General features: G+C 73.6%; 21 protein-coding genes and 1 pseudogene. 10 read left to right on the top strand and 12 right to left on the bottom strand.

Going from position 1 to position 19940, the window contains the following annotated elements; translation table 11 throughout:
- Both WIS52_RS28540 and WIS52_RS28535 read right to left on the bottom strand, forming a co-directional pair.
- Positions 1-966, bottom strand: coding sequence for an NADPH:quinone oxidoreductase family protein (locus WIS52_RS28540; RefSeq protein WP_349301500.1), 966 nt, complete (start codon positions 964-966; stop codon positions 1-3).
- A gap of 65 nt (positions 967-1031) precedes the next feature.
- Complete coding sequence (locus tag WIS52_RS28535) at positions 1032-1814, bottom strand: enoyl-CoA hydratase-related protein (protein ID WP_349301499.1); 783 nt, start codon at positions 1812-1814, stop codon at positions 1032-1034.
- Positions 1815-1918: 104 nt separating this feature from the next.
- On the opposite strand from WIS52_RS28535, the gene WIS52_RS28530 reads away from it, so the two are divergent.
- The 3 genes from WIS52_RS28530 to WIS52_RS28520 all read left to right on the top strand — a co-directional run bounded on the left by WIS52_RS28530 (position 1919) and on the right by WIS52_RS28520 (position 5387).
- Positions 1919-2821, top strand: a complete 903-nt coding sequence (locus WIS52_RS28530) for a LysR family transcriptional regulator (protein WP_349301498.1) — start codon at positions 1919-1921, stop codon at positions 2819-2821.
- A 123-nt stretch (positions 2822-2944) separates the two neighbouring features.
- Complete coding sequence (gene solA, locus WIS52_RS28525; protein ID WP_349301497.1) at positions 2945-4147, top strand: N-methyl-L-tryptophan oxidase; 1203 nt, start codon at positions 2945-2947, stop codon at positions 4145-4147.
- Complete coding sequence (locus WIS52_RS28520) at positions 4140-5387, top strand: aromatic ring-hydroxylating oxygenase subunit alpha (protein ID WP_349301496.1); 1248 nt, start codon at positions 4140-4142, stop codon at positions 5385-5387. The genes solA and WIS52_RS28520 overlap by 8 nt, the downstream gene beginning before the upstream one ends.
- On the opposite strand, the gene WIS52_RS28515 is transcribed toward WIS52_RS28520, so the two are convergent.
- Together WIS52_RS28515 and WIS52_RS28510 are read right to left on the bottom strand one after the other, a co-directional pair.
- Positions 5363-5674: a hypothetical protein gene (locus tag WIS52_RS28515; protein ID WP_349301495.1), complete on the bottom strand. Its 312-nt coding sequence runs from the start codon at positions 5672-5674 to the stop codon at positions 5363-5365. The genes WIS52_RS28520 and WIS52_RS28515 overlap by 25 nt on opposite strands.
- Before the next feature lie 102 nt (positions 5675-5776).
- The gene (locus WIS52_RS28510) at positions 5777-6112 is read right to left on the bottom strand and encodes a hypothetical protein (RefSeq protein ID WP_349301494.1); all 336 of its coding nucleotides are present in this window, start codon (positions 6110-6112) and stop codon (positions 5777-5779) included.
- Between the two features lie 449 nt (positions 6113-6561).
- Here WIS52_RS28510 and WIS52_RS28505 point away from each other — a divergent pair, with 449 nt between their 5' ends.
- The 4 genes from WIS52_RS28505 (at position 6562) to WIS52_RS28490 (ending at position 9894) form a co-directional block, all read left to right on the top strand.
- Positions 6562-7152 carry a hypothetical protein gene (locus tag WIS52_RS28505; protein ID WP_349301493.1) on the top strand — a complete coding sequence of 197 codons (591 nt, stop codon included), beginning with the start codon at positions 6562-6564 and terminating at the stop codon, positions 7150-7152.
- A gap of 39 nt (positions 7153-7191) precedes the next feature.
- Positions 7192-8226 (top strand): DNA polymerase IV, encoded by a 1035-nt coding sequence (locus tag WIS52_RS28500; RefSeq protein ID WP_349301492.1) that lies wholly within the window; start codon positions 7192-7194, stop codon positions 8224-8226.
- A 68-nt stretch (positions 8227-8294) separates the two neighbouring features.
- Entirely contained in the window at positions 8295-9410 is a 1116-nt protein-coding gene (locus tag WIS52_RS28495; protein ID WP_349301491.1) for a thermonuclease family protein, read from the top strand.
- A 118-nt stretch (positions 9411-9528) separates the two neighbouring features.
- Positions 9529-9894: a hypothetical protein gene (locus WIS52_RS28490; protein WP_349301490.1), complete on the top strand. Its 366-nt coding sequence runs from the start codon at positions 9529-9531 to the stop codon at positions 9892-9894.
- Between the two features lie 422 nt (positions 9895-10316).
- On the opposite strand, the gene WIS52_RS28485 is transcribed toward WIS52_RS28490, so the two are convergent.
- The 3 genes from WIS52_RS28485 to WIS52_RS28475 all read right to left on the bottom strand — a co-directional run bounded on the left by WIS52_RS28485 (position 10317) and on the right by WIS52_RS28475 (position 12092).
- Positions 10317-10685 carry a hypothetical protein gene (locus WIS52_RS28485; RefSeq protein ID WP_349301489.1) on the bottom strand — a complete coding sequence of 123 codons (369 nt, stop codon included), beginning with the start codon at positions 10683-10685 and terminating at the stop codon, positions 10317-10319.
- Between the two features lie 92 nt (positions 10686-10777).
- Complete coding sequence (locus WIS52_RS28480) at positions 10778-11599, bottom strand: Fpg/Nei family DNA glycosylase (protein ID WP_349301488.1); 822 nt, start codon at positions 11597-11599, stop codon at positions 10778-10780.
- A 43-nt stretch (positions 11600-11642) separates the two neighbouring features.
- On the bottom strand, positions 11643-12092 hold the full coding sequence (locus WIS52_RS28475) for a DoxX family protein (protein WP_349301487.1): 450 nt from the start codon (positions 12090-12092) through the stop codon (positions 11643-11645).
- A gap of 184 nt (positions 12093-12276) precedes the next feature.
- Here WIS52_RS28475 and WIS52_RS28470 point away from each other — a divergent pair, with 184 nt between their 5' ends.
- Positions 12277-13476, top strand: coding sequence for a threonine synthase (locus WIS52_RS28470; protein WP_349301551.1), 1200 nt, complete (start codon positions 12277-12279; stop codon positions 13474-13476).
- 4 nt (positions 13477-13480) lie between these two features.
- On the opposite strand, the pseudogene WIS52_RS28465 reads toward WIS52_RS28470, so the two are convergent.
- Positions 13481-13774: pseudogene (locus WIS52_RS28465) on the bottom strand (nitroreductase/quinone reductase family protein); the annotation flags it as partial.
- A 329-nt stretch (positions 13775-14103) separates the two neighbouring features.
- On the opposite strand from WIS52_RS28465, the gene WIS52_RS28460 reads away from it, so the two are divergent.
- Entirely contained in the window at positions 14104-14583 is a 480-nt protein-coding gene (locus WIS52_RS28460; protein ID WP_349301486.1) for a hypothetical protein, read from the top strand.
- 41 nt (positions 14584-14624) lie between these two features.
- A complete protein-coding gene (locus WIS52_RS28455) occupies positions 14625-15404 on the top strand; it encodes a TauD/TfdA dioxygenase family protein (RefSeq protein ID WP_349301485.1) in 780 nt (259 codons plus the stop codon).
- Here WIS52_RS28455 and WIS52_RS28450 read toward each other — a convergent pair.
- From WIS52_RS28450 to WIS52_RS28435, 4 genes are read right to left on the bottom strand one after another with little or no spacing between them, the layout of a single operon-like run.
- The gene (locus tag WIS52_RS28450) at positions 15401-16435 is read right to left on the bottom strand and encodes a D-alanine--D-alanine ligase family protein (RefSeq protein ID WP_349301484.1); all 1035 of its coding nucleotides are present in this window, start codon (positions 16433-16435) and stop codon (positions 15401-15403) included. The genes WIS52_RS28455 and WIS52_RS28450 overlap by 4 nt on opposite strands.
- Positions 16435-17931 carry an ATP-grasp domain-containing protein gene (locus WIS52_RS28445; RefSeq protein ID WP_349301483.1) on the bottom strand — a complete coding sequence of 499 codons (1497 nt, stop codon included), beginning with the start codon at positions 17929-17931 and terminating at the stop codon, positions 16435-16437. The genes WIS52_RS28450 and WIS52_RS28445 overlap by 1 nt, the downstream gene beginning before the upstream one ends.
- Positions 17919-18722: an O-methyltransferase gene (locus tag WIS52_RS28440; RefSeq protein WP_349301482.1), complete on the bottom strand. Its 804-nt coding sequence runs from the start codon at positions 18720-18722 to the stop codon at positions 17919-17921. The genes WIS52_RS28445 and WIS52_RS28440 overlap by 13 nt, the downstream gene beginning before the upstream one ends.
- Positions 18719-19927, bottom strand: coding sequence for a sedoheptulose 7-phosphate cyclase (locus tag WIS52_RS28435; RefSeq protein WP_349301481.1), 1209 nt, complete (start codon positions 19925-19927; stop codon positions 18719-18721). The genes WIS52_RS28440 and WIS52_RS28435 overlap by 4 nt, the downstream gene beginning before the upstream one ends.
- Positions 19928-19940 lie beyond the last annotated feature (13 nt).

Here is a 19940-nt window from a genome sequence, read left to right as displayed (position 1 = left end):
TCAGACCTCCAGGACGACCTTGCCCGTCACCGTGCGGGTGTCCAGACGGGACAGTGCCTCGCCGGCCCCGTCGAGCCCGAACCGCTCGCTGATCAGCGGGTCCAGGGCGCCGGACCGCAGGTGCGGCAGCAGCTCGTCCCATGCGGACCGGACGAAGTCCTCCCGGGGCAGCGCGTAGGCACCCCAGCCGACGCCGCGGACGTCGATGTTGTTCAGCAGCAGCCGGTTCACCCGGACCGTCGGGATGTCGCCGGCGGTGAACCCGACGACCATCAGCCGGCCCAGCGGGGCCAGGCTGCGCAGCGAGTCGGTGAACCGGTCCCCGCCGACCGGGTCCACGACCATGTCGACACCGGCACCGCCGGTCAGCTCCTTCACCGCATCCTTGAACCCGTCGGCCCCGACCGCGTGCGCCGCCCCGGCCCGGCGGGCGACCTCCGCCTTCGCCTCGGTGGACGTCACGCCGATCACGGTCGCGCCCAGCGCCGCGGCGAGCTGGACGACCGCGGTGCCGACACCGCCCGCGGCGCCGTGCACCAGCACCGTCTCCCCCGCCCGCATCCCGCCGCGCACGGCGAGCGTGAAGTGCGCGGTCAGGTAGTTCATCGGCAGGCAGGCCCCGGCCGCGAAGCCGACCTCGTCGGGCAGCGGGAGCACCGTCGCCTCCGGCACCGACACGACCTCGGCGAACACCCCGGACATCGTGAAGGCGACCACCCGGTCACCGGGCGAGAACCGGCTGCCCGGCGCGGCCTCGCGCACCGTGCCGGCGCACTCCGAGCCCAGGGTGAACGGCGGGTCGGGCTTGTACTGGTACAGACCGCGGGTGAGCAGCAGGTCCGGGAAGTTCACCCCGGCCGCCGCGACGTCGATCAGGACCTCGCCGTCGCCGCGCACCGGCGGATCGACCTCCTGGACACGGACCGACGACGGCCCCTCCGGCTCGACGACCTGCACTGCGCGCACGGGCAACTCCCTCGACGACGGCGATGTCTGGAGGGATCATCGAACCACGGCGCGGGGCCCGGGGCTCAGCTCCAGGTGAAGCGGGGTAGACGCTTCTCCAGGAACGACCGCACGCCCTCGGCGAAGTCCTCGGTGCCGAACGACGAGTTCCGCAGCGCGACGCTGTCGGCGTCGTCGTGACGCTGACCGGCCACGATCCGGTTCACCATCTCCTTGCCCGCACGCACGCTGAACTGGGCCCGCGAGCAGATCGTGCCGGCCAGCTCGTCGACGGCTGCCTGCAGCCCGTCCGGCTGATACGTCTCGTCGAACAGGCCGAGCTCGCGGGCGCGCGCCGCCGGGATGCGCAGGCCGCTCATCAGGACCCACTTGGCGCGGGACGGCCCGACCAGGTCCACCAGCCGCCGGGTCGACTCCAGGCCGTACACCAGTCCGAGCTTCGACGGGGTGATCGCGAACGTGGCGGCGGTGTCGGCGATCCGGATGTCGCAGGCCAGCGCCAGCCCGGCGCCACCACCGATGCAGTACCCGTGGATCATCGCGATCGTCGGCTTGGTGAGGCCCGAGATCGCCCGCTCCGCCGCGGCGACCTTCTCGTTGTAGACCTTCGCCCGCTCCGGGTCGCCGCGCTCGGCCTCGAACTCGGCGATGTCGGCACCGGAGGCGAACGCCCGCCGGCCGGCTCCGCGCAGCACGACCAGCCGGACCGAGGGGTCGTCGTCGAGCCCGGCCAGGATCCCGGGGAGGTCGCGGTACATCCCGGCTGCGATCGCGTTGTGCCGCTCCGGGCGATTGAGGACCAGCGTCGCCACCGCGTCCCGCCGCTCGACCACCAGCTGATCCGACACGGTCGTCCTCCCTCGGTCGCTGCCCACCGGCGACTGTGCCAGATCGACCGGCCGCGCCCGGGTGACCGCCGCCACAGCGGAATCCGTGCAATGATCCCCGCACTGTGGGCCTCGAACTGCGCCATCTGCACGCCTTCACGGTCGTCGCCGAGGAGCTCCACTTCGGACGCGCCGCGGCCCGGCTGCACATCAGCCAGCCCGCGCTGTCCCAGCAGATCCGGGTCCTGGAGAAGGGCCTCGGCGCCGTGTTGTTCCGGCGCAGCAGCCACTCCGTGACCCTCACCGAGGCCGGCCGGGAGCTGCGCGACTCGGCGCCGCGGGTGCTCTTCGAGGCGAAACGGGCCGAGGACCGGGTGCGGGAGGCGCACGAGGGCACCCGCGGCACGCTGACCGTCGGCTCGGTCGGCTCGGCCCTGGCCAGCATCACCCCACGGATCATGGCCCGGCTCGGCGCGGACGCCCCGGACGTCCGCATCGACCTCTCGCTGACCGACACCGTGCCCGCGATGACCGCGCTGGAGGAGCGCCGGCTCGACGTCGCCGTGGTCCGCCCGGCCGCGCCGCACCCCCGCATCGACCGCGAGCTGCTGCTCAGCGAACCGCTGGTGGCGGTCCTGCCGGCCGGGCACCGGCTGGCCGGCGTCGACGTCGTCGACATCACCGAGCTGGCCGACGAGCCGTTCGTGCTCTGGGACCGGGGCAGCGGGCCGGAGTTCTTCGACACGATCGTCGGCTACTGCCGGGACAACGGAGTGGACCCCCGGGTCGTCGTCGAGGGCGAGGAGGTCCAGACCCAGCTCGCGCTCGTCGCGGCCGGGCTCGGGGTGTCGCTGCTGCCGTCGTACTGGACCTCGCTGCAGAACCGCAGCCTGGTCTTCCGTCCACTGTGTCCCGAGCCGCCGCGGGTGGCGCTGCACCTGGCGTGGCGGCGCAACGACCCCTCGCCGCTGCTGCGCCGGTTCCTCGACGCGGCCCGTGCGGTCGTGCGCACGCCGGACTCCCCCTGACCGGGCGCGATAAGCACGGCCTCTCGCACGATCGCCGACGTCCATCGCCGGATCGCTTCCCGCACCCCCCGCGCCGGGTCACGATCGCTTCGCATCCCTCGACGGATCAAGGAAGTGGATCGCATGACATCCCGGCGGAAGTTCGTCGTCGTCGGCTGCGGGGGCATCGGCTCCGCGGCCCTCTACTGGCTCTCCCGGCAGCACGGCGGCGGTGGTGGTCTGGACGGCGCGGTGCTCGGCCTCGACCGCCACGGTCTCGGCCACCCGCACGGCGCCTCCGGTGACCACTCGCGGATCATCCGGCTCGCCCAGCACGAGGACGTCTACTCCCGGCTCGCGCCGGCGGCCTACGACACCTGGCGGGAGGTGGAGCGGGCCTCGGGCCAGACGCTGGTGACCGAGACCGGCGGACTGGTGATCGAGGACGTCGAGGCCCGCCGCGGGCTGGACACCGGCTCACGCAACATCGACGGCTACCTCGAGGTCGCCGCCCGGCACGGCGTCCCGATGCAGCTCCTGGACGCCGACGCGCTCATCGCCCGCTGGCCGCAGTTCCGGCTCTCGGGCACCGAGCGGGCCGTCTACCAGGAGCGCAGCGGCATCGTCGACGCGCAGCGCGCGGTGTCCACACATATCGCGCTGGCCCGCGCGCACGGCGGCGAGTTCCGGGAGAACGCCCCCGTCCGCGCACTGCACGACGCCGGGTCGCACATCGAGGTGGTGCTCGACGACGAGGTGGTCCACGCCGAGCACGTGATCGTCACCGCGGACGCCCGCACCAACGAGGTCCTCTCCGGACTGCACGCGATCCCGCTGACGGTCACCCAGGAGCAGGTGACCTACTACTCGACCCCGAACCTGGCCGAGTTCTCCCCCGCGCACTTCCCGGTGTTCATGTGGCACGGCGCGGACAACTTCTACGGCTTCCCCGTCTACGGCGAGGTCGCCACCAAGCTCGGCCAGCACATGGGCGGCCACGAGGTCACCGCCGACACCCGCACCTACGAGCCGGACCCGTTGCGTCGCAAGCGAGCGAGTGAGTTCCTGGCCGAACACGTGCCCGGCTTCGGCGGGCCGGAGCTCTACACCAAGACCTGCCTCTACACGATCCCGCCGGACCAGCACTTCGTCCTCGACCGGCTGCCGGGATCCCCCCGGGTCAGCGTCGGCGTCGGAGCGGGCCACGCCTACAAGTTCGCCTCGCTGCTCGGGCGGATCCTCGCCGAGCTCGCCGAGCACGGCGCCACCCGGCACGCGATCGACGAGTTCTCACTGACCCGCCCGGCCCTGACCGACCCCGAGCACAGGACGTCGCACCATGTCTGACCTGGCCGTCTCCCCCACGATCCCCGCCGCCCGGACCCCGATGGTGGCGCGCACCCCTGGCTGGTCGCTGCCGCAGTCCGCCTACACCGACCCGGACGTCTTCCGGGCCGACCTGGACCTGGTCTTCGGCACCGGCTGGCTGTTCGCCACCCACTCGTGCGAGGTGCGCGAGCCGGGTGAGTTCGTCACCGTCACCGTCGGCGACGAGTCGGTGATCGTCGTCCGGGGCGCCGACGGCGTGCTGCGCGGCCACCACAACGTCTGCGCGCACCGCGGCTCCCGGGTCGCCCTCGAGCCGCGCGGCTGCGTCAAGGCCCTGGTCTGCCCGTACCACCAGTGGGTCTACGACCTGGACGGCTCCGCGCGCAGCGCACGCCTGATGGGCCCGGACTTCCAGGCGTCGCGGTACCGGCTGGCGCCGGTCGCCGTCCGCGAGGTCGCCGGCCTGGTCTTCCTGTGCCTGGCCGACCAGCCGCCGGACTTCGACGCCTTCGCGGCGGCGCTCGCGCCGCAGCTCGGCCCGCACGGTCTCGACCGGGCCAGGGTCGCGGTCCGCGACACCTACACGGTGCGGGCGAACTGGAAGACGATCGTCGAGAACAACCGGGAGTGCTACCACTGCCAGGGCAACCACCCCGAGTTCCTGCTGTCGAACTACCAGCTCGGGGCGCACGGCGACGTCCGCACCAACCCTCGCTACGACCGCGCGCTGGGCGAGGCCTACGACCGCTGGACACGCCAGGGGCTGGCCCCGGCGGAGGTCAGCTTCCCGGACGGCGAGTGGTACCGGATCTCCCGGCTGCCGCTGCGCGACGGCTTCCTCACCGAGACCCTCGACGGACGACCGGTGGGCCCGCTGCTCGGTGACCTCACCGACCCGGACGCCGGCAGCCTGCGGATCATCGGGCTGCCGAACATGTGGGCGCACGCCAACTCCGACTACGCGGTCACCACCCGGCTCACCCCGGTCGACGCGGCCACCACCGAGATCGAGGTCGCCTTCCTGGTCCCCTCGGAGGCCACGGACGTCGACGAGGAGGCGCTGACCGCCGTGTGGCGGTCCACCTCCGAGCAGGACTGGGAGCTGTGCGAGAACAACTACGCCGGGATCCGGTCCCGCGCCTACCGCCCGGGCCCGTTGTCCGATGTGGTCGAGAGCTCGGTGGAGGCGTTCGTCGACTGGTACCTGACCCGGCTCGGCGCCGGGTCCGGGGATCAGAGGGGCTGGGCGTCGCCGTAGCGGGGAGCGCGGGGCTCGCTCAGCGAGTCGCAGAGCTCGGAGAGCCGGTGGTCGATGCGCTCCTGCACCCGTTCCAGGGCGTCCAGCTCGAGCATCAGGTCCAGGGCGTCCCGGCCGCCCTCACCGCCGGCGAGCACCCGCTCCAGCTCGGCGCGGCGCTCGGCGGTGCGGTGCCGGCAGGAGTCCGCGGTGGTCTTGTGCGCGGCCAGCCGGGCCCGCGCGGTGTCGGCGAGGTCGCCCCCGTCGGTCACGGTGGCGACTCGTTCCTCCAGCAGGTGCGGGTTCACGGGGGTTCCCTCCTGACGCGTGGCCGGAGACGGCCGGGTGACCGTCGCCACACTCCACGGTAGAGGATCAACTTGTGCCGCGCATCACACCCGTGAGGCGATTCAGTATCCGGAACGCGGACGGGGGATCATCCCCGCGGGCGCGCGACGGCGCTCCGCGACGAGGTCGGTGGTCAGGTGGAAATGTCCCCGGCGGGAACGTCCGCACAGGTAGGCCCGCTGCGGCCGGCCGCCCAGCGCCTCCAGCTCGCGGGCGGCGCACTCGGCGGCATCCCGGTCGGGGTAGATCACCTTGCCGTCGCTGCCGGCCGCGGCGTTCGCGGCGCCCCGCTCGCGGTCCTCGATCTCCCGCCGGCCCGGGCGGCACACCTCGGGCCGCCCCGACCGCATCAGCCGTGCGTAGCGCGAGAGGACCCGGCCGCGGTCGGAGTCGACCACCCCACGACCGGACGGGAGCTGCTCCGGACTGCGCCGCGCCGCAGGGATCAACCCCGGGTGCACCGCCGCCGGTGCCCTATCGTACTTCCCGTCCATGCTGCCTCCACGTCGCCGTCATCTGTGGATCGCTGATCTCATCCTGCCTTGTTACCGACCGGCGTGGAGTCGCACGATCGTGTCATCCATCACCGGAAGCAACCCGACACGGTGACGGTGCGTCATCAGATGCCTCGGTGACACCCGAGGGTTACCCGCTCCCACTGCGGTCGCCGCCCTCCTTCACCTCAACGGGTACGTCTCCCCGTATCTCCTGTGCCGCAGGCACTCACAGCCGTACGCTGGAGACCCGGTGTAGTGTGACCTGTGTCACGCGCCAGTTCCAGGCGCCGCGCCGGGGTGCTCCGCACTTCCGCCCCACGATCACGGGGCCCGTCGCCCGGGGGGACGACATGGCGATCCAGCCGGACAGCACGAGCAGCGCGGACCGCGCCGGCCCGTCGTCGGTACCGGCCGGCGGGCGCGCCCGCTGGGACGAGGTGTTCACCGAGTCGGACCTCGGCTGCGGCATCCTCGACGTCCGCTGGGACCTGCGACCGCGCCTGCGCCGCTGGCTCTCCGGCCAGAACCTGCCCAGCGCGTCCGGCCGGGAGACGCACCGCCCGGCCACCGACGCCTGGGCCCTGCTGGACGGCGGCGTGATCGCGGTGTCCGCCGTGACCCTGCCCGGCTCGCCGCCCGGGGCGCTCCCGATCCCGGGCCACCCGGTCGCGGCCGGGCTCCTTCCCGCGCCGAGCTCCCCGCTGCTCTCCCCCGGCATGCGGGTGATCGGCTTCCGCACGCTGCGGCTGCTGGTCTCCCGGCTGGGTCTGGTCCCGCCGGCGACTGCGCTGCCGGGCGAGCACCTGGACGTCCCCGGCGTCGTCGAGGAGCTGTACGACGCACGGCGCAACGACGCCGAGGCCGTCGAGCAGGCCGAGCTCCTGGCCACCTGCACCGATCGCTCGACGCTGCGCTGGGTGACGGGCGCGCTGCGGGTGTGAGAGCCCCGCGGGTGTGAGAACAGCGGGGACCGGCCTCCGGTGAGCCGGTGGATCCTGCACGCCGACCTGGACCAGTTCCTGGCCGCGGCCGAGCTGCTGCGCCGGCCGGAGCTGGCCGGCCTGCCGGTGGTCGTCGGCGGTGACGGCGACCCGGACTCGCGGACGGTGGTCGCCACGGCGTCGTACGAGGCGCGGGCGCACGGCGTCACCTCGGGGACGCCGATGAAGCTGGCCCGCCGGAAACTCGCGAAGCACCGGCCCGACGCCGTCTTCCTCCCCTCGGACACCGCGTACTACCAGCGCGTGTCCGACGAGGTGATGCGGCTGCTGCGCGGGCTCGGCGAGCCGGTCGAGGTGATCGGCTGGGACGAGGCGTTCGTGGGCACCGACGGCGAACCGTGGGCACTGGCCCGCCGGATCCGGACGACCGTGGCGACGACCGGGCTGTCCTGCGCGGTCGGCATCGGCGACAACACGCTGCGCGCCAAGACCGCGACCGGCTACGCGAAACCGGGCGGGATCCACGAGCTGACCGCGGCGAACTGGTTCGCCACCCTCGGCCAGGACCCGCCGTCGGCGCTGCCCGGGGTCGGTCCGGCCACCACCCGCGCGCTCGCCGAGCTGGGGATCACCACCGTCGCAGGCCTCGCCGAGGCACGCCCCGGCGACGTCGCCGCCCGGCTCGGCCCGCACCGCGGGCCCTACTACGTCTCACTGGGCCGCGGGATGGGGCGCACCGAGCTCGACACCGGACCGTGGGTGCCGCGTTCGCGCAGCCGGGAGACCACCTTCCCGGCCGATCTCACCGACCGCGCCGACCTGCACGCCGAGCTCCGGGTGCTGGCCCACCGGGTGGCCGACGACGTCGCGGCGGAGGGCCGGGACTGCGTGCGGGTGGGCATCCGCGTGCGGACACGGACCTTCCGCACCACGACGCGCAGCCGGGCCCTCGACCCGCCCGGGCGCGACGCCGGGGCGATCGCCGCGCTCGCCGCGGTCCTGCTCGACGAGCTGGCCCCGGACCGGCCGGTGCGGCTGCTCGGGGTGCGGGCGGAGCTGGCGGACGCAGCATGATCATCAATTCTGCGGAGAGCACCCGCGATCGATAACGCGGCCGGCCACGCCGACCGACGAACCTCCGGATGGTCACGCCGGCGCCCGGCCGGCAACGACCGGAGCGGGAGGACGACGTGCGGCGAGGGGTGCGGCTGGCAGCGATGACGCTGACCACCGCGGTGATGACGGGAATGCTGACCGGTTGCGACTCGGGTCCTGCGACCGTCGCCCGGATCGTCGACGGCGACACCATCGACGTCGCGATCGAGGGGCAGGAGCGGCGCGTCCGGCTGCTCAACATCGACACCCCGGAGACGGTCGACCCCGACGAGGCGGTGCAGTGCCTCGGACCCGAGGCCGCGGCGCACCTCGCCTCGCTCCTCCCGATCGGCTCCGAGATCGAGCTCCTCACCGACGACGAGAAGGTCGACGGCTACGACCGCCTCCTGGCCGGGGTCCGCACCGCCGACGGCACCCTCGTCAACGCCGAGATGGCCCGCGCCGGGCTCGGCGTGCCGATGCAGGTCGGCGGGAACGACCGGTTCCTGCCGGAGGTCGAGGCCGCCCAGCAGGAGGCGATCGCCGCCGGCCGTGGTCTCTACGACCCGTCGATCGGGTGCACGCTGCCCGGCCGGGTCGCCGCGGTCGAGGCCGCGGCCGCCGGTCTGACCGAGCCCGGCCCGGGCGCGTCGGCGGACGGGTTCGAGTCGGCCGCCCTCACCGCCGCCGGGGTGGTGGCGACGGCCGCCGCGCTGAAGGGCGCGCTGGACACCGACCTGCCCGGGAAGGGCCTGATCTGGACGGCCGCCCGGGCGCTCCCCGACCGTGCGTCGCTGACCCGGCGGGTCGGCTCCGTCGAGAGTTCGGCCGGCCGCGTGGAGCGCACGCACCGGGCGAAGGCCGAGGAGCTGCGCAAGCCCCCGCCCCCGCCGCCCTCCCCCGGCACATCCGGATCGGCCACCGGCCCGACGAAGCCGAGGACGACTCCGTCCTCCTCCGGCGGAGGCGCGGCCACGCCGAAGAGGCCTGCGGCGAAGCCGGCCCCGGAGCCGAAGCCCGCGCCTGCGCCCAAGCCCGCACCCGCGCCGAAGCCCGCGGCCAAGCCCGGACCGGACCTCAGCGGCTCCGGCGGCTCCGCCCCGCCCGGATACACCGGCCCCCGCTGCTACGCCCCCGGCGGGAAGACCTGGAAGCCCTGCTGAGCGGAGCGCACCCCGCCCGCGGCGCACCGCGCCGTCGTCCGTGTGCCCGGCGGCTCGTGATCGCCGCTCGTTCCGGGTGGCGTGCGCCGCCGGTTCCCCGCTTGGCAGGCTGTACGACGTGACGACCTGGACCAGCGACGAGTGCGCCGCACACTGGGGCGTCCAGGTGACGACCTGGAACTCCTACGTCAGCCGCGGGCAGGCGCCCGCCCCGCTGCCGGACCGCGACGAGCGCGGCCGCAACCGGTGGGACCCCGACGCGGTCCGGGCCTTCGCCCGTCCCGGCGCCGGGCACCGTCGTGGCTCCGGGGCCGCCGAGGAGCTCCTGACCGAGATGCGTGAGGTCGGCGCGCGGGTCGAGGAGCTGCGCGCCCGGCAGCGCGAGCTGCTGCGGGCGGGCCGGGAGTCGGGCTGCGAGATCAGCGCGATGTCCCAGGCGCTGGGGATCTCCCGGCAGACGGCCTACTCCTGGTTGAAGGACTGAGCCCGGAGGTTGCGCCGAAAGGCCGCACCGGTCGTCAACACTGACGATCCTCGAATAGCATCCGGAAATTCAAAGGTAATCTTCGACCCGACGATCGAGACGACGATGTCGCTGATTTTCGGGGGTCGACGACGATGCACGACGTCATGGTGATGGCCGCTGTCGCAGAACGTCCGAACGGCGGACTCGTGGTCCTGGCACTGCTCGCCCTGCTGGTCGTGAGCTATGTCGTGTCACTCTTCCTGCATCCGTACACGCGTTGCGGATGGTGCCGGGGAACTCCTCGACGATATGGCGCCGTCTTCCAGAAATCGTTCCGTCTCTGTCCGGCCTGCAATGGGTCCGGACGGGAGATCCGACTCGGACGACGCCTCATGCGCGGGGACCGCTGAGCGTTTCCTGGCCATTCCGCGGAATCGGGGTCAGTAACCGATGGCGGTGGTGTAGTCCGCCGCACCGAAGGCGATGGCCGCCGCGGCGATGAGCAGGGTGACCGCGGCGAACGGCCAGGACACCCGGCGCTCGACGATGCGCAGCACGGTCATCGCCAACCCGGCGATCCCGGCGGCGACGGCGACGACGAGCGAGCCACCGACCGACACCAGGATGTTCAGGGAACTGCAGGTCCGGGGCGGGCAGTAGTCCAGGAACGCCATCAGGAACACGCCGCCGAACACGCCGAGGGCGATGAGCATCCCGGTCAGTGCCAGGGCGAACCCGGACAGCGCGACGTCCCACACGAGCAGGGGCCGACGGTCGGCGCCGGAGCGCGCGGACCCAGTCGACACCATGCGCCCAGATTACCGGGATCGGCCGGAGCCGGACAGATCGGACATCGTCCGGGGGACGTGACGTCCCCCGTGGGTGTGGCCCCCGGATCCGGTCAGTTCCGGTCGGGGCCGGGTTGGCAGCCGGGGCACCAGAACAGGTTGCGGGCCCGGAACTCGCGGTGCGCGATCGGGGTGCCGCACACCAGACACGGCGCGCCCGTGCGCCGGTAGGCGTAGACGACGCTCGCGCACACCGAACCCCGGTCCGGTGGCTCGAGCCGGGCCGGGTCGTGCTCGGGCCGCAGGGTCTCGATCCGGCCGCGCCGCTCGCCGTCGCGCAGCATCTCCGACAGATCCGCCCAGAGCGCGTCGAAGGTGTCGCGGTCGAGGTCGCGGGCCGGGGTCATCGGGGCGATCCCGGTCCGGAAGAGGGTCTCGGCCCGGAAGACGTTCCCGATCCCGGCGATGACCGACTGGTCCATCAGCAGCGCCGCGACCGGCGCGCGGGAGCGGGCGAACCGCTCCCGGACACGCTCGGGATCGGCGTCGGTGCGCAGCGGGTCCTCACCGAGGCGGGCATGCAGGGCCTTCACCGCCACGTCGTCGAGCAGCTCGCAGGCGGCCGGGCCGCGCAGGTCCGCGTAGTGCGTCTCGCCGACGATCCGCATCCGGACCTGCCCGCGGGGCGGGAGTTCGGGCAGCCGGCGGTTCCCGAACCGTCCCCACAACCCGAGGTGCACGTGAACGGTGGTGTCCGGCCCGTAGTACTGGAACAGGTGCTTGCCGTGCGCCTCGACGTCGACCAGCACCCGGCCGTCGACGACGTCGGCGCCGGTGGTGAACCGGCTCTGCGGGCTGGACACGGCGACCGGCCGGCCCGCGTACCGGCTGCGCTGCAGCCGGGCGAGCCGGTGCACGGTGTGTCCCTCGGGCATCGCCCCACCCTGCCCCGACCCCGGCGATCCCGCGCGGGGACGATCAGGCGCGGTGCGCGCCCACCCGCTCCGGGGAGCGACGCGTGCGCCCGGCCAGCAGGTGGTCGACCGAGTAGCGTCCGGGGCCGGCCGCGGCCAGCGCGAGCGCACCCGCGGCGATGACGCCGACGAGCTCCCAGCCGCCGTCGGACACGAACACGACCGGCGTGAGGTGGGCGAACAGGAACGCGCCTGCCATCGCGACCACGTTCGCGAGCGCCGCCCACGTCGTCGCGGCCCCGGCGATCAGAAGGATCCCGCCGACGGTCTCGACCACGACGACGAACAGCGCGGACAGGGTCGGCAACGGGATGCCCATCCCGGCGAACCCGCCGGCGACCCCGCCGACGCCACCGGTGAGCTTCTGCAGGCCGTGGGCGAGCAGCACGACACCGAGCAGGAGGCGGGTCAGCAGCAGGGCGACGTCGGAGAACGGGGCGGGGAGCGGGCGCATGATGAACCTTTCAACAGTTGAGCTTTCACTCGCAGCAGCGTTCGACGGTACGTACTGATCCGACCGGACGCACGACGCGCGCCGGAGAACGCGGTCCCTGTCACATACGGGACGACACGCGGCACGGTTCGGGTTGCCGCGCAAGACGACGTAGGGATCACTGGGTCGGGTGCACGAGTTCTCGATGCTGTCGCACCTGGAGTGCTCCCGCTCCGGCACGCGGCACGACGCCGACGTCGTCCAGGGCACCTCCCCGGACGGCGCCCCGCTGCTCGCCCGCTACGACACCGAGCGCGTCCGCGCGTCGGTGACCCCGGCCGAGATCGCGTCCAGGCCCCCGGACCTGTGGCGCTACCACGAGGTGCTGCCCGTCCGGGATCCCGCGCACGTCGTCACGATGGGCGAGGGCATGACCCCGCTGCTCCCGCTCCCCCGCGCCGGCGCCCGGCTCGGACTCCCCCGCCTGCTGATGAAGGACGAGGGCCTGGTCCCGACCGGCGCGTTCAAGGCCCGCGGCGCCGCGGTCGGCGTCTCCCGGGCCGCCGAGCTCGGCGTCCGCGGGATCGCGATGCCCACCAACGGCAACGCCGGCGCCGCCTGGGCCTGCTACGCGGCCCGCGCCGGGATCGGTGCGCTGATCGCCATGCCGGTGGACGCCCCGGAGATCACCCGCCGGGAATGCGTCGTGTCCGGCGCGGAGCTGTACCTGGTCGACGGGCTGATCGGCGACGCCGGCCGGCTGGTCGCGGGGGCCGTCGGCCGCCGGGAGGGCTACCAGGACACCTCGACGCTGCGCGAGCCGTACCGGATCGAGGGCAAGAAGACGATGGGCTACGAGATCGCCGAGCAGCTCGGCTGGCGATCCCCGGACGTGATCCTCTACCCGACCGGGGGCGGCGTCGGGATCATCGGGATCCACAAGGCGCTGACCGAGATGCGCGAGCTGGGCTGGCTGACCGGCCCGATGCCGCGGCTCGTCGCGGTGCAGGCGGCCGGGTGCGCCCCGATCGTCGAGGCGTTCGACGCCGGCGCGCGCGAGTCCACCCCGCCCGCGGACCCGCACACGGTCGCGTTCGGCATCACCGTCCCGAAGGCGCTCGGCGACTTCCTGGTGCTCGACGCGGTGTACGACACCGGCGGCACCGCGATCGCCGTGACCGACGACGAGCTGCTCGCCGCCGGGCACGCCCTGGCCCGCGACGAGGGCACCTGGATCTGCCCCGAGGGGGCGGCCTGCGTCGCCGCGGCCGGGACGCTGCGCGAGTCCGGGTGGCTGGACGGCTCGGAGTCGGTCGTCGTGCTCAACACCGGCAGCGGGCTGATCTACCCGGACACCGTCGACGTCGACGTGCCCGTCCTCGCGGCCGACGGCGCGATCCCCTGACGGCTCACCTCCGGCCGAGGACGACGACCGGCAGCGTCCGGTCCGTCCCCTGCTGGTAGCCGGCCATCACCGGCGCGTCGGCGACGATCCGGGACCACAGCCGGTGGCGCTCGTCGCCGGTGGCGGTGCGGGCCACGGCGTCGAACCGGTCGCGTCCCATCCGGACCGTCACCTGTGGACGGTCGAGCAGGTTGAGGTACCAGGCCGGGTGGGCGTCGCGTCCGGAGTTCGAGCCGACCACGACCACCTCGTCGTCGACGACGCTGCACCCGAGCGTCACCGACCGCGGCCGCCCGCTGCGCCGGCCGGTCGGTCGTGGTCAGCAGGCAGATCCGGACGTCGCCCATCGCGGCGCCGACGCGTCCCCCGCTCACCCGGTAGGCGCGCGCGTGCAGGCGGGCGATCGCGTCGATGAGACGGGCGGCCCGGCTGCCGGGCTCGGCGTGCGCGGCGAGGGCGGAGAGCCGCGGGGAGGTACGGGGCACGGGAGGTCCTCTCGATCGGTGGTGCGTCCCCTGCAGCCTCACCCGGTCGTCTTGCCGCCCGCGTGCACGTCGCCGTCACCCGTCACGGCCGTCGCCGACCCGTGCCCCACGCCACGCCGCGCGATCCGGCACCCTGTACCGCGTGCCACGCCTGCGCCCGTCCAGCCCCGAGCCTCCCGCACCGCTGTCCCGGTACTGGAGGACCTACGTCGCCGACTGCACCGAGCAGGTCGACCGGTTCCACCGGATCACCTCGGTGATCAATGCGATGCAGGTCCGGACGTGGCTGACCGAGATCGGCAAGCGGCTCGACACCGAGCTGGACGCGGTGCGCCGGCTCGCCGCGGTCGGCGACTCGATCGAGCCGGCCCGGTTCCGGATCACCGAGCCCCCGGCCCGCCGGATCGCGCACCGGCTGGCGAAGGCGAAGGCATCGCTCAAGCACTCGGTGGACCAGGCCGCCGAGATCGCCGAGCAGGCGGTGCTGGACCCGACGCACGACGACGTCCGGGTCCACCTCAAGGTGCTCAACGAGCAGGTCGGCCGGCTCGCGATCGCCGCCCCGTCCGACGGCGAACCCGAGCCCGACGGCCGCCGGCGGTGGTGGCGCCGTCCGGCGTAGATCGCCGGGCGAGGTCGGCGCACCGCCCGCACACTCGGGAGATGGAGCACGTCGCCCTGCACCCGGTCGGCGCCACCGTGACCGGGGTGTCGCTGTCCGATGCCGACCACGACGCCCTCGTGGGCCTGCTCGCCGAGCACGGCGTGCTCGTCCTGCCCGGACAGCACGACGCCGGCGACACCGCCTTCCTGGACTTCCTGCGCGGCTTCGGCGAGCTGACCTTCACCACCGGCGAGACGCCGGTCCCGGGGTTCCCGGACCTCAACGTGATCAGCAACGTCGGCCGCAGCACGCCACCGAAGAGCTCGTTCCACGTCGACACCAGCTACGTCGCCCGGCCGCCCGCCTACACCGCGCTGCGCGCGGTCTCGGTGCCGCGCCACGGTGGCGCGACCCAGTTCAGCAACCAGTACCGCGCCTACGACACCCTCCCGGACGGGCTGCGCGCGCGGCTGGCGGGCCGGACGATCCGGCACGTCGTGACCGGGCTGTCCGCCGAGGACGCCGGGACCGAGACCGAGGCCGAGCACCCGGTCTTCCGGCGGCACCCGGTCTCCGGGCGGACCGCGCTGTACCTGTCCACGCCGGCCCGCTGCGTCGCGATCAGTGGGATGTCCGACGCCGAGTCGGCGCAGACGGTGCAGCAGCTGTTCGCGCACTCCACCCGGGACGGCAACGTGCTACGGCACGCCTGGTCCCCCGGTGACGTCGTGATCTGGGACAACGCCTGCGTGCTGCACCGTGCGGACCACGCCGGGGTCGTCGGGGACCGGGTGATGCACCGCGGCATGATCGCCGGATCCGAGCCCGTCACGGCCTAGCGTGACCGGGCCCGTCCCCGCTCCACGGCGCGCGACACCATCGCGCCGAAGAGATCGGTGACCGGGATCCCGGCGGCGGCACTCATCGTCGCGACCACCGAGGTCCGTGCGAACGAGCAGTACAGCCCGGCCTCCAGGAACCACGGACGCCCGTCCGGGTCGATCCGGAAGTCGAACAGCCCGTAGTCCCGGCAGCCCATCGCCTCGAACGCGGCCAGTGCCGCGGCGTGCACGGGGCCGGTGACCGGGTCGGCCGGGTCCACGATCCAGGACCGGGCGTCCTTCGCGACCAGGTGCAGGTCGCCGGCGGCGTCGCGGGCGAGCTTGTCGTCGGCGAGCCGGACCGGCTTCCCGGCGGCATCCATCCGGTACTCCTCGAGCGGGAGCCCGACCAGCCGGCCGTCGTGCTCGACGACCCCGCACCGCACCTCGCGGCCGAGCGGCACGAACTCCTCGACCAACGCCCGGTCGCCGTACAGGTGCGCGTCCTTCAGCGCGACCTCGTACCCGCCGGTCTCCCGCACCAGCGTGACCCCGACCGAGTTGTCGGTGTCCACCGGCTTCACGACGGCGGGCGGCGCGATCGTCGTCGTCGCGCCGGGCCGGACGACCTCGCCGCGGGGGACGGCGACGCCACCGGCCGCCACCACCGCGCGGGCCCGCGCCTTGTCGGCGCCGAGCGCCATGACGTCCGGCGGGTTGCCGACATACGGCACACCGAGCAGGTCGAACAGGGCGCGGTAGTGCGTCATGCCGGGGCGGCAGAACATCTGCGGCACCATCACCTCGATCCCCAGCCGGCGGACGGTGCGGACGGCCTCGTCCGGACCGATCTCCGGGGCGGCGGCGATCGAGCCGGGGTCGAGCGCGGCCGGGAAGCGCCACCCTCCGCCGGGGGTCACGTAGGCGATCGAGAACTCGTAGCGCTCCGGGTCGGCGACGGCCTCCAGGCAGTCGGCGGCGTAGAGCCGGGACAGGTCGCAGAAGAACTCGTCGACCGGGGACCCGGCCAGGTGCAGCACCCGGGTCATCAGTCGCCCGCCGGTTCGACGAGCTTGCCGATGTTGACGTCGATCTTCACCCAGTCCCGTCCGCGGCGCAGGTTCCCGAGCAGCAGCGACGTGATCTGCAGGTGCGGGACCAGCAGGAACGGCAGCGGATCGGAGCTCTCCAGCAACGCCTCCTTGCCGCGCCACACCGTCCGCGCGACGTCCGGCAGCGTGCCCGGGTTCCGCAGCAGCCGGCCCAGCTCGTGGTGCAGCCAGTAGGTCGGCCGGCTGCGCGGTGTCGGCAGGACGGTCCCGTGGCCGCCCTCGAGGTAGGCGGCGGCGACGCCGGGATGGTCGTAGAACATCGTGATCGCCGAGTGCGTGCGCGGGTTGCACTCGATGGCATACACCCGTCCCGCGGCGTCCTCGATGAAGTCGAACGACAGCTGCCCGGTCACCCCGTGCTCGCCGCAGAACCGGCGCACCCAGTCCTCGATCACCGGGTGGTCGACCATCGTGTAGGTGAGCTGGAAGCTCGACGACGGGCAGCAGCAGTGCAGCCGCACCCGCCCGTCGCGGACGGTGGAGTGGGTGCAGTACTCGGTGCCCTCGACGAACTCCTGCAGGATCCACGGGTTGTCCGGCGAGATCGGCAGGTCGCGGACGAACGCCGCGGTCTCCACCGGCGTCGGACGGGGCAGCCGGGTGAGGTCCATCCGGCGCACCGGGTCGTAGGCGATCGACTTCATGATCCAGCTGCGGCCGGGCGGGAAGTCGAAGTCGATCACCTGGCGCGGGTCGGTGATCCGGTGCGCGGCCGGGACCGACAGCCCCATCGACGCGGCGGTCGCGGTGAAGCGTTGCTTGTCGTCGAGCATCGCGACGACGTCGGCGTCCGGGTGGACGACCTCGCAGAACGGCTCGAGCACCCGGGCGGCGTCGGCGTCGTACCAGCTGGCGAGCGGGCTGCAGACCGGGACGTAGACGTCGACGCCCTCGGCCCGGGCGACGGCCGCGAGCCGGGTGGCGTAGTCCGGCGCGTCCGGGGCGGGGACGACGTGGAACGCGTCGACGGCGCGGGAGAAGCGGTGCCCGGAGAACCGGTATCGGTGCTGTTCGACGAGCACGACCCGGTGCCCGGCCCGGTGGAACGCGCGGGCCAGCGCGAGGGCCTTGGTCATCTTGCCGCCGCTGATCATGATCGTGCGGCGGTCGGGGGGCGGGGACGGCGCGCCGGTGCCTGCGGGGTCCGAGGTGGACGGTCCGGACCGTCGCCGGCGGACGGCGCCGATCAGGGCTGCCGCGCCGGTCAGTGCCGCGCTGACCGGGAGGGCGGCGGTCAGTGCCAGCAGGGTCGTCGCCGTCCGCACCCGGACCGCGACCGGTCCGCGCGTCCCGCCCCGTGCGGTCCGCCCCGGCAGACCCGGCGCCGGATCGCGGTCCCGCACCTCGCGCGTCCCGTCGTCCGGCGTCGTCCCGCGCGGCGCTACGGCGGCCGCCGCCCGGCGGAGGGTCCCCCGGACCGTCACGACGCCCACCGGATCAGCGTGAGGCCGTCCCGCAGCGGCAGGACCACCTGCTCGACGCGCGGGTCGTCGGTGACCGCCCGGTTGAACGCCGCGATGGCGTCGGCGTTGGACGTCCCGCCCCCGGTCCACGGCAGGCCCTGCATCAACGTGTTGTCCACGCAGACCACGCCGTGCGGCGCGAGCAGCCCGGTCGTGAGCAGGGTGTCGAGGTAGCCGGCGTACCCGGCCTTGTCCGCGTCGACGAACACGAGGTCGAACCCGTCGCCGAACTCGCCGCCGAGCCGCGGCAGCGTCTCCGCGGCCGGGCCGACCTCGATCCGGATCCGCTCCCCCGCCGGACTGGCGTCGACGAGCTCGCGGGCCAGCGCCGCGGCGTCCGGATCGGCCTCGCAGGCGACGAGCTCGCCGTCGACGGGCAGCGCCTCGGCCATCGCCAGCGCCGAGTAGCCGGTGAACATGCCGATCTCCAGGACCCGTCGCGCCCCGGTCATCGCGACCAGGAACCGGAGGAACCGGCCCTCGACGTGACCGGACAGCATCTCCTGCTCCAGCGCGCCGCCACGGCCGTCCCAGTCCACGGCCCGGGTCCGGCGCTCCAGCTCGCGCAACGGTTCCGAGGCCGGCGAGGTGTGCGCGTCGAGGTACGGGTCCAACCCGGCGGCCAGGTCCCGGGCGTGCACCAGGTCCGGGTCGGCACCGTCGCCCTCCCGCGCGACGACGTCGTCGAGCAGCCGGGCGAGGATCGTCGTCGGCGTGACGGGCCGGGCGCGGCGGATGTACGGGCCGACGGTCCCGGTCATCGCGACCACATCTCGACGCCCTGCGCCGCGGTCGGCAGGCCCGCGACCGCCGCCCGGTGCTCGGTCAGGGTCTCGGCGAGCTCGCCGGGCTCGATGTCGTTGACGAAGTGGCACGTCCCGATCGGACGGGGCACGGCCGCCCGCAGCAGGCCGGCCCGGGTCTGCAGGATCGAGTCGGTCGCGTCGGCGAGCAGTTCCGGGGTCAGGTACGGGCTGTCGACGGCGAGGCCGAGGTCGCTGAACAGGCGGTGGATCCGGTCCCGGTCACCGGTTCCGAGGTAGCCGCGGCGCTGCGCGAGCGTCGCGGAGAACGCCATGTCGATCGCGATCGCGTGCCCGTGCAGCATGGGGGTGTCCGGGGTGAGCTCCAGGGTCGGGCTCCAGGTGTGCCCGAACGCGATGACCCGGTCGAGGTCGAGCTCGTGCAGGTTGCGGTGCTCGAGCTCCAGCATGGTGCGGATCGCGTCGTGCGTGGCCTGGTGCGCGACCTCGCGCAACTCGGGGCCCGCCTCGTCGCCGAGGTGTCCGAACCGGGTCGTGAGCAGGTCGGCGCCGTACTTCTCCAGCACGTCGAACAGCCCGGCGTTCGCCACCGTCGCGATCTTGATCATCTCGCTGAGTCCGTTGCGGACCTGCGCCTCGGGCAGGGTCGCGAGGAACGAGAAGTCGAGCAGCACCTGCTGCGAGGCGTGGAACGCACCGAGGCGGTTCTTGTGCCGTCCGTGGTTGACCGCGACCTTCATCGCCACGCTCGCGTCGATCAACCCGATCAGCGTGGTGGGCACCCGGACGTAGGGGGTGCCGCGTTTGTAGCTGGCGCAGGCGAACCCGGTGACGTCGGTGGTCAGCCCGCCGCCGACGACCAGGACGGGTTCGGTGCGCAGCAGGCCGAACTCCGCGAACGCATCGACGATCCGTTCCAGGGTGTGCATGCTCTTGGCCGTCTCGGCGATCGTCAGCGGGACGGTCGTGAGCGCGATGCCGTGGTGGGCGTAGTAGGCCCGGATCCGCTCGCCGTAGAGCTCGTGGACGGTCTCGTCGACCACCATCAGGCAGCGGCCCCACTCCCGGTGCACGTCCGCGAGCTGCGGGTTCTCCGGGGAGAAGACGCCGTCGACGTAGCGCAGGGTGAAGTCGATCCGTTCCCAGCTCTCGACATGGAACTCGGTGTCGTTCGCGCGCAGCACGGCGCGGGGATTGCTCATGTCCTTCGTCTCC

Source organism: Pseudonocardia nematodicida, from assembly GCF_040105385.1.
GTDB lineage: Bacteria > Actinomycetota > Actinomycetes > Mycobacteriales > Pseudonocardiaceae > Pseudonocardia > Pseudonocardia nematodicida.
The sequence above is the reverse complement of the archived record's forward strand: the minus strand, read 5'-3'. Positions and strand labels throughout refer to the sequence as shown.